This is a genomic window from Paracoccus sp. SCN 68-21 (assembly GCF_001724535.1).
Lineage (GTDB): Bacteria > Pseudomonadota > Alphaproteobacteria > Rhodobacterales > Rhodobacteraceae > Paracoccus > Paracoccus hibiscisoli.
Window position 1 is genome coordinate 43,050 of the sequence record NZ_MEES01000017.1, and the last position, 7,040, is coordinate 50,089.

Genomic DNA, 7,040 nt, shown 5'->3' on the forward strand with positions numbered 1-7,040 from the left:
CCTTTTTCATGTCGCCTTGGCAACGCTGCGAAAGATGACCTTGGGTCAGTCTTTCGGACGAGACTGCGGCAGCCTAGCCTTGTGAAACAATATTTCGCGATGTTATGTGTCTGACAAATCCGGAAACACCAAGGCGGGGGGCAGCCGAGCCATGAAGATTGGCGCATTGAAGGAAATTTTTGACGGTGAGGCGCGGGTGGCGATCACGCCGTCCTCGGCGGTGCATCTGGCCAAGCTGGGCCATACGGTCTTTATCGAGAGCGGGGCCGGCGCCCGCGCGGGCTTTTCAGACGACGACTATGTCAAGGCGGGCGTGACCGTCAGCCGGACCGCCGCAGAGCTGGTCGGCGCCGTCGACCTGCTGGCCAAGGTCCGGCCCGCGACCGAGGCCGAGATCGGCCAGATGCGGGCGGGCCAGACGTTGATCTCGTTCTTCTATCCGGGGCAGAATGCCGATCTGCTGGCGCGTACCAAGGATCAGGGCATCACGGCCATTGCGATGGACATGGTGCCCCGCATCAGCCGCGCGCAAAAGATGGACGCGCTGTCCTCCATGGCCAATATCGCGGGCTATCGCGCGGTGATCGAAGCTGCGAACAATTTCGGGCGCTTCTTCACGGGGCAGGTCACGGCGGCGGGCAAGGTGCCCCCGGCCAAGGTGCTGGTCGTGGGCGCGGGCGTCGCGGGTCTGGCCGCGATCGGGACGTCGGTGTCACTTGGCGCGCAGGTGCATGCCTTTGACGTGCGCCCCGAGGTGGCCGAGCAGATCGAATCGATGGGCGCGGAGTTCGTCTATCTGGAATTCGACCAGCCGGTGCAGGACGGGGCCGCGACGGGCGGCTATGCCGCGCCCTCCAGCCCCGAATTCCGCGAAAAGCAGCTGGCCAAGTTCCGCGAGCTGGCGCCGCAGATGGACATCGTGATCACCACCGCGCTGATCCCGGGCCGCGACGCGCCCAAGCTGTGGACCGCCGACATGGTGGCCATGATGAAGCAGGGCAGCGTCATCATCGACCTGGCTGCAGAGAAGGGCGGCAATTGCGACCTGACCGTGCCTGACGAACGCATCGTGACGGAAAACGGCGTGACTATCGTGGGTTACACCGATTTCCCGTCGCGCATGGGCGCGCAGGCGTCCGAGCTGTATGGCAACAACATCCGCCATTTCGTGGCCGACCTGACCCCGGCCAAGGACGGCGTCATCGTGCACAACATGGAGGATGACGTCATCCGCGGCGCCACCGTCGCCCGCGATCATGACGTGACCTGGCCGCCCCCGCCGCCCAAGATCGCGGCCATCGCGGCGCAGAAGCCCAAGGAAAAGAAGAAGGAGTTGACCCCCGACGAACGCCGCGCCGCCGAGGCCGCGGCCTTCAAGGCGGATACCGCGAGCCAGATCAAGCTGCTGGTAGGCGGCGGTCTGGTCGTACTGCTGATCGGGCTGGTCGCGCCTGCCAGCTTCATGTCGCATTTCATCGTCTTTGTGCTGGCCTGTTTTGTGGGCTTCCGAGTGATCTGGAACGTGGCTCATTCGCTGCACACGCCGCTGATGGCCATCACCAACGCGATCAGCTCGATCATCATCCTGGGCGCGCTGATGCAGATCGGTTCGGGCTCGGCCTGGGTGGTGATCCTGGGGGCGCTGGCGGTGCTGATGGCATCGGTCAACATCTTTGGTGGCTTCATGGTCACCCGGCGCATGCTTGCCATGTTCCAGAAGTCGTAAGGGATCGGGACGATGGAATACGGATTCACAACCGCGGCCTATGTGGTCGCATCGGTCCTGTTCATCCTGTCGCTTGGCGGGCTGTCGGGACAGGAAAGCGCCAAGCGCGCAATCTGGTACGGCATCGTCGGCATGGCGCTGGCGGTGGCCGCGACCCTGTTCGGGCCCGGCGCGGGCAACTGGTTCCTGTCGCTGGTGATGATCGCCATCGGCGGCACGGGCGGCTGGCTGGTCGCCAAGCGCGTCCAGATGACCGAGATGCCGCAGCTGGTCGCGGCCATGCATTCGCTGGTCGGCCTGGCCGCGGTCTTTGTCGGTTTCAACGCACAGATCGAGCTGGGTCGCGTCACGCGGCTGATCGCCGAGGGCGTGCCGGTGGCCTTCACCGGCTTTGCGGCGCTGCTGGCGGGCAAGACCGGCCCCGAGATCGCCATGCTCAAGATCGAGGTGTTCCTGGGCATTTTCATCGGCGCAGTGACCTTCACCGGGTCGGTCGTGGCCTTTGGCAAGCTGTCGGGCCGCGTGGACGGCAAGCCCAAGAAGCTGCCGGGCGGGCATATGCTGAACGCGGGCGCGCTTGCGCTGTCGATCTTGTTCGGCATTCTTTATTTTACCGGCGTCGGTCCGGCGGTGTTCTGGCTGATCCTGATCACCCTGCTGGCCTTCTTCATCGGCTATCACCTGATCATGGGCATCGGCGGTGCCGACATGCCGGTCGTGGTGTCGATGCTGAACAGCTATTCCGGTTGGGCGGCGGCGGCGATCGGCTTTACGCTTGGCAATGATCTGCTGATCGTGACGGGCGCGCTGGTCGGATCGTCGGGTGCGATCCTGTCCTACATCATGTGCAAGGCGATGAACCGGAACTTTGTCAGCGTGATTCTGGGCGGTTTCGGCGGAGAGACCGGCCCTGCCGCCGCCATCGAGGGCGAGCAGATCGCCATCGACGCGGATGGCGTTGCATCGGCCCTGAACGAGGCCGACAGCGTGGTCATCGTGCCGGGCTATGGCATGGCGGTGGCCCAAGCGCAGGGCGCGGTCAGCGAGCTGACCCGCAAGCTGCGCGCGGCGGGCAAGACGGTGCGTTTCGCGATCCACCCGGTTGCGGGGCGTTTGCCGGGGCACATGAACGTGCTGCTGGCCGAGGCCAAGGTGCCCTATGACATCGTGCTGGAAATGGACGAGATCAACGAGGATTTCCCCGCGACCGACGTCGTGATCATCATCGGGTCCAATGACATCGTGAACCCGGCGGCGCAGGATGATCCGAACAGCCCCATCGCCGGGATGCCGGTGCTGGAAGTGTGGCGTGCCAAGCAGGTCTTCGTGTCCAAGCGCGGGCAGGGCACCGGCTATAGCGGCATCGAAAATCCGTTGTTCTTCAAGGAGAACACCCGGATGTTCTATGGCGACGCCAAGGACAGCATCAACAAGCTGCTGCCGATGATCGACTGAAGCCTTCCACACGCCCGCCGGTCACATGACCGGCGGGCGCATCGAACCGGGGCAGGGGGCATGTCCCCCTCAGCAGGAGGGGCGCATGAACCCGGCCACCGAACATCCCCTGCGCTATGCGCTGGTCAACGAGCTGCATGCCCGCCCGTCGCCCCAGATCGCAGCCCCCGCGACGGCGGTCTTCGTCGCGTTCAAGGACCCGCGCGATGCGGCCAACCGGGACCGCGCGCGCGACATGGCGCATCTGACCGACCTGGTCCAGCGCCACGGCGGACCCCGTCCCGACCCCGAGGACAGCCACTATCAGGGTCAGCTGGGCCGGCATGCGCTGAAATGGGAAAGCCACACCGAATTCGTGTCCTATATGGCGACGGTGCCGGGGCTGCCGATCCGGCCCTTCGATCCGTCGGCGGCGGCGATCTTTCCCGATGCGTGGCAGCATGGGGCCCCCGGCAAGCGGGTGGCTGCGGTCATGGTCCAGGTCGACCTGCTGCCCGACGATCCGGCCGAGGCGCTGTCCCGCATGGACGGCTGGTTCGCGCAGGACAGCATGGCCGCCATCTGGGTTCTGGACGAGGCCGCGCTGGTCGCGGGCGATTTTCGCATCGATGCGGATGGCTGGATGCGCTTTGCGGTCTTTGTCCGGCCCGGCACGTCCGAGGGGCGGATCGGTCGCCTGGTGCATCGCCTGGTTGAGCTGGAGACCTATCGCGCGATGTCGATGCTGGGCCTGGGCCGGGCGCGGGGTCTGAGCAACCGGCTGAACGAGCTGGAGCCGCGTCTGACGGCGATCCTGGATTCCATGGCGGATGATGCGCAGCCTGCGGAACAGCTGCTGCACGATCTGCTGGCGGTCTCGACCCAGCTGGAGGCGCAGGCGGTGCAGCATTCGTTCCGCTTTGGCGCAACGCGGGCCTATGAGGCGATCGTGCATGACCGCATCGCCGCCCTGCGCGAGACGCGGTTTCTGGACCGCCAGATGCTGACCGAATTCATGCGCAGGCGTTATCAGCCCGCTATGCGGACGGCGCAATCGGCCGAACGGCGGCTGGCCACCATGCTGGAGCGGACGGCCCGCGCGGCGGAACTGCTGCGCACCCGCGTGGATGTCGAACGCAGCGCCCAGAACCAGAAGATCATGCACCGCATGGACCGCCGCGCCGATCTGCAGCTGCGCCTGCAGCACACGGTCGAGGGGCTGTCGGTCGTGGCCATCAGCTATTACGCGGTGGGGTTGCTGGGTTATGCGCTGGCGCCGCTGGTGGGCATCACGGGCCTGGACAAGACGCTGCTGGTGGCGGGGCTGACGCCGCTGACGGTGCTGACGGTCTGGTGGGGGATGCGCCGCGTGCGGTCCCGGTTCCACGATGCGGGCAGCGACGATTTGTGACTTGTAGCAGGCACGACGGGGCGCGATACATCAGGTCTGACCCTGAAAGGACAGCTCATGCGCGTGACTTTTGCCCTGCTTGCGACCCTGGCCCTTGCGGCCTGCGGCGTTCCCTTCGTTCCCCTGATCTGACGAGGTTACCATGTCCAAGACGTTGACGATGTTCGGTCTTTCCCATTGCTCGACCTGCCAGAAGGCGCAGGCCGCGCTGGAGGAGCATGGCTGGAGCGTGCAGTTCCGCGACGTTCAGAAAGAGCCGCTGTCCCCGGATGAGCGCGCAGCACTGGTCGCCGATTTCGGGGACAAGATCATCAACCGCGCCAGCCTGACTTGGCGCGGCATGTCCGAGGAAGAGCGTGCGGCCGATCCGGTCGCGATGATGGGCGACAAGCCGAGCGTGATGAAACGCCCGGCGATTCGCGCAGAGGGTCAGACCGCTTTGGGCTGGACCGCAAATGTCAAGCGTGCATTCGGCGTTCCGGCCTGATCGAGCGGGGCAGGGGGGCGTGGCCTGTCCTGCCCACCAGTCTCAGCCCTTGCGGCTGGCCAGAGAGGCGATCAGCGGACTGACCCCGCTGAGATCGAAGCCGGCATCCGCGGCGATGCGCAGGATCTCATCCTCGGGCAGTCGGCCTGCCTGGTTCAGCGCCCAGAGGACCGTCGAGCGATTTCCCGACCGGCAATAGGCGATCACCGGCCCCTGTCCTGCGGTCGCCGCCCCGAATTCGGCGATCAGCTGCGGCGTGATCTGACCCGGATGAAACGGCAGATAGTGATAGCGCATCCCGGCCTGTTCGGCGGCCATGGCCATCGCGTCATGGTCGATATCGGGGCCGACCTCATCATCGGGCCGGTTGTTCACCAGCACCTTGAACCCGGCTTGCGCCAAGACAGGGACATCCTCGGGCATGATCTGGGGCGAGACGGCAAGGTCGGGGGTGATTTGGCGCAGATCCATCAAAGGGCCTTTCATCGTCGGGATTGTCCGACCTGGCGTTTTTCGCAACCGCTTGTCAAGGCAAGCGAGGTCGGGCCATCAGGGTCTCTGCCACCAGATCGGGCAGTGCGTCGAAGTGATCGAATATGCCGTCATGGGGCAGCTCTGCGACCGGGCTCAGGCGATAGCCGCCGGAATAGAGCAGGAACGGCACCGGGACCGCCGTCGCGCAATGGGCGTCGAATGCGCTGTCCCCGACGAACAGCGCTTGGCCATCGACGGTGCCCAGACGCTCCAGCGCCAGCCTGAGGGGCGCCGGGTCGGGTTTTTTCTGCGGAAGTGTATCGCCCCCCACGACCACCGGGAATAGATGCGAAAGCCCGAAATGGTCCAGCACCTGCAGCGTCGGACCCATCGGCTTGTTCGTGCAGATGCCCATGGGGTGACCCGCATCGGCCAGGCGGCCAAGCGCCTCGATCACGCTTGGGAACATCCGGGTCAGCGCGGTGGCATCGTGATAGCGTGCCATGAAGGCCGCGATCAGCGCGGGTCGGTGCACTGGATCGATCGAGCAGGCGGCAATGATCCGCGACCAGAGCAGCTCCACCCCGCCGCCGATGAAACTGCGGACCCGCGGCAGAGGCAGCGGGGTGATGTGGTGCTGTCGCAGGACCGCAGTCACGCAGGCATGGATGTCCGGCGCGCTGTCGATCAGGGTGCCGTCCAGATCGAAGACAATCGGGCATGGTCGGCTCATCATGCCACCTTCCATTTGATCGAGCAGCCCATGGACGCGATCTGCTCTCTCGGGCCTTGGCCGGTTTCGGCGATCTGCATCATCGCCAGATACAGGTCGCGCCGCGCATCGGGCGCCGCCGCCTGTCGCCCGGATGCATCCAGGCGTCCGCGATATTGCAACCGGCCCTGACTGTTGTAGCCAAAGAAATCGGGGGTGCACTGGGCCCCATAGGCCCGAGCAACCTGCTGGCTGGCATCGTGGAGATAAGGAAAGCGAAAGCCGTGGTCGTCCGCCAGCAGCCGCATCTTTTCGGGACTGTCTTCCGGATAAGCATCGGCATCATTCGCTGATATCGCAAAGACGTGGATGCCGTAGTCCATCAACTCATGGGCGTCCCGGACGATGCGATCCAGGATCGATCGGACATAGGGACAGTGGTTGCAGATGAACATGACCAGCGTCGCCTTGGCCTGCCCACTATCGGTCAGGCTCCAGACGCGGCCATGGCCGTCAGGCAACGAGAATTCGTGCCACGGTGCATCGAAGTCGCAAACGGGTGGCGAAACAGCCATGAGATACTCCAAACTTTTTCCAAATGTGTAAGATCAGAGAAAGATGAGCAAGTCGTGAACGATATGGGGCTGAACAGGATTCTAGAGACATAATACAGATTATTATCTCGACCTGTGGAAACGGGGCACGCGCTATCCTGAAATGCGACTTTCTGTGCTCAACAATGGGTTGAGCCATGAAAGGATCATAGAATGAAGGTTCGGTTCTCTCACCTTTCCCT

7 protein-coding genes are annotated in these 7,040 nt (G+C 64.4%); 4 read left to right on the plus strand and 3 right to left on the minus strand.

What is annotated here, in order from left to right:
- Window positions 1-151 precede the first annotated feature (151 nt).
- The 4 genes from ABS73_RS07510 to ABS73_RS07525 all read left to right on the plus strand — a co-directional run bounded on the left by ABS73_RS07510 (window position 152) and on the right by ABS73_RS07525 (window position 5,058).
- Window positions 152-1,726: a Re/Si-specific NAD(P)(+) transhydrogenase subunit alpha gene (locus ABS73_RS07510; RefSeq protein ID WP_277021655.1), complete on the plus strand. Its 1,575-nt coding sequence runs from the start codon at window positions 152-154 to the stop codon at window positions 1,724-1,726.
- A 12-nt stretch (window positions 1,727-1,738) separates the two neighbouring features.
- Window positions 1,739-3,181, plus strand: a complete 1,443-nt coding sequence (locus tag ABS73_RS07515; protein WP_277021652.1) for an NAD(P)(+) transhydrogenase (Re/Si-specific) subunit beta — start codon at window positions 1,739-1,741, stop codon at window positions 3,179-3,181.
- A gap of 85 nt (window positions 3,182-3,266) precedes the next feature.
- Window positions 3,267-4,571: a DUF3422 family protein gene (locus tag ABS73_RS07520; protein WP_277021649.1), complete on the plus strand. Its 1,305-nt coding sequence runs from the start codon at window positions 3,267-3,269 to the stop codon at window positions 4,569-4,571.
- A 160-nt stretch (window positions 4,572-4,731) separates the two neighbouring features.
- Entirely contained in the window at window positions 4,732-5,058 is a 327-nt protein-coding gene (locus ABS73_RS07525) for an arsenate reductase family protein (RefSeq protein WP_277021646.1), read from the plus strand.
- A 42-nt stretch (window positions 5,059-5,100) separates the two neighbouring features.
- On the opposite strand, the gene ABS73_RS07530 is transcribed toward ABS73_RS07525, so the two are convergent.
- The 3 genes from ABS73_RS07530 to ABS73_RS07540 are packed head-to-tail and all read right to left on the minus strand — an operon-like array spanning window position 5,101 to window position 6,819.
- Window positions 5,101-5,529, minus strand: a complete 429-nt coding sequence (locus ABS73_RS07530; RefSeq protein ID WP_277021643.1) for a protein tyrosine phosphatase family protein — start codon at window positions 5,527-5,529, stop codon at window positions 5,101-5,103.
- Window positions 5,530-5,584: 55 nt separating this feature from the next.
- Window positions 5,585-6,265, minus strand: a complete 681-nt coding sequence (gph, locus tag ABS73_RS07535; protein ID WP_277021640.1) for a phosphoglycolate phosphatase — start codon at window positions 6,263-6,265, stop codon at window positions 5,585-5,587.
- A complete protein-coding gene (locus tag ABS73_RS07540) occupies window positions 6,265-6,819 on the minus strand; it encodes a thioredoxin family protein (RefSeq protein WP_277021637.1) in 555 nt (184 codons plus the stop codon). The genes gph and ABS73_RS07540 overlap by 1 nt, the downstream gene beginning before the upstream one ends.
- Between the last annotated feature and the right edge of the window lie 221 nt (window positions 6,820-7,040).

Excerpts from the sequence above, each read along its gene's own strand:
- ABS73_RS07510 (WP_277021655.1), top strand. The coding sequence starts at position 152 with ATGAAGATTGGCGCATTGAAGGAAATTTTTGACGGTGAGGCGCGGGTG.
- ABS73_RS07515 (WP_277021652.1), top strand. The coding sequence starts at position 1,739 with ATGGAATACGGATTCACAACCGCGGCCTATGTGGTCGCATCGGTCCTG.
- ABS73_RS07520 (WP_277021649.1), top strand. The coding sequence starts at position 3,267 with ATGAACCCGGCCACCGAACATCCCCTGCGCTATGCGCTGGTCAACGAG.
- ABS73_RS07525 (WP_277021646.1), top strand. The coding sequence starts at position 4,732 with ATGTTCGGTCTTTCCCATTGCTCGACCTGCCAGAAGGCGCAGGCCGCG.
- ABS73_RS07530 (WP_277021643.1), bottom strand. The coding sequence starts at position 5,529 with ATGGATCTGCGCCAAATCACCCCCGACCTTGCCGTCTCGCCCCAGATC.
- gph (WP_277021640.1), bottom strand. The coding sequence starts at position 6,265 with ATGAGCCGACCATGCCCGATTGTCTTCGATCTGGACGGCACCCTGATC.
- ABS73_RS07540 (WP_277021637.1), bottom strand. The coding sequence starts at position 6,819 with ATGGCTGTTTCGCCACCCGTTTGCGACTTCGATGCACCGTGGCACGAA.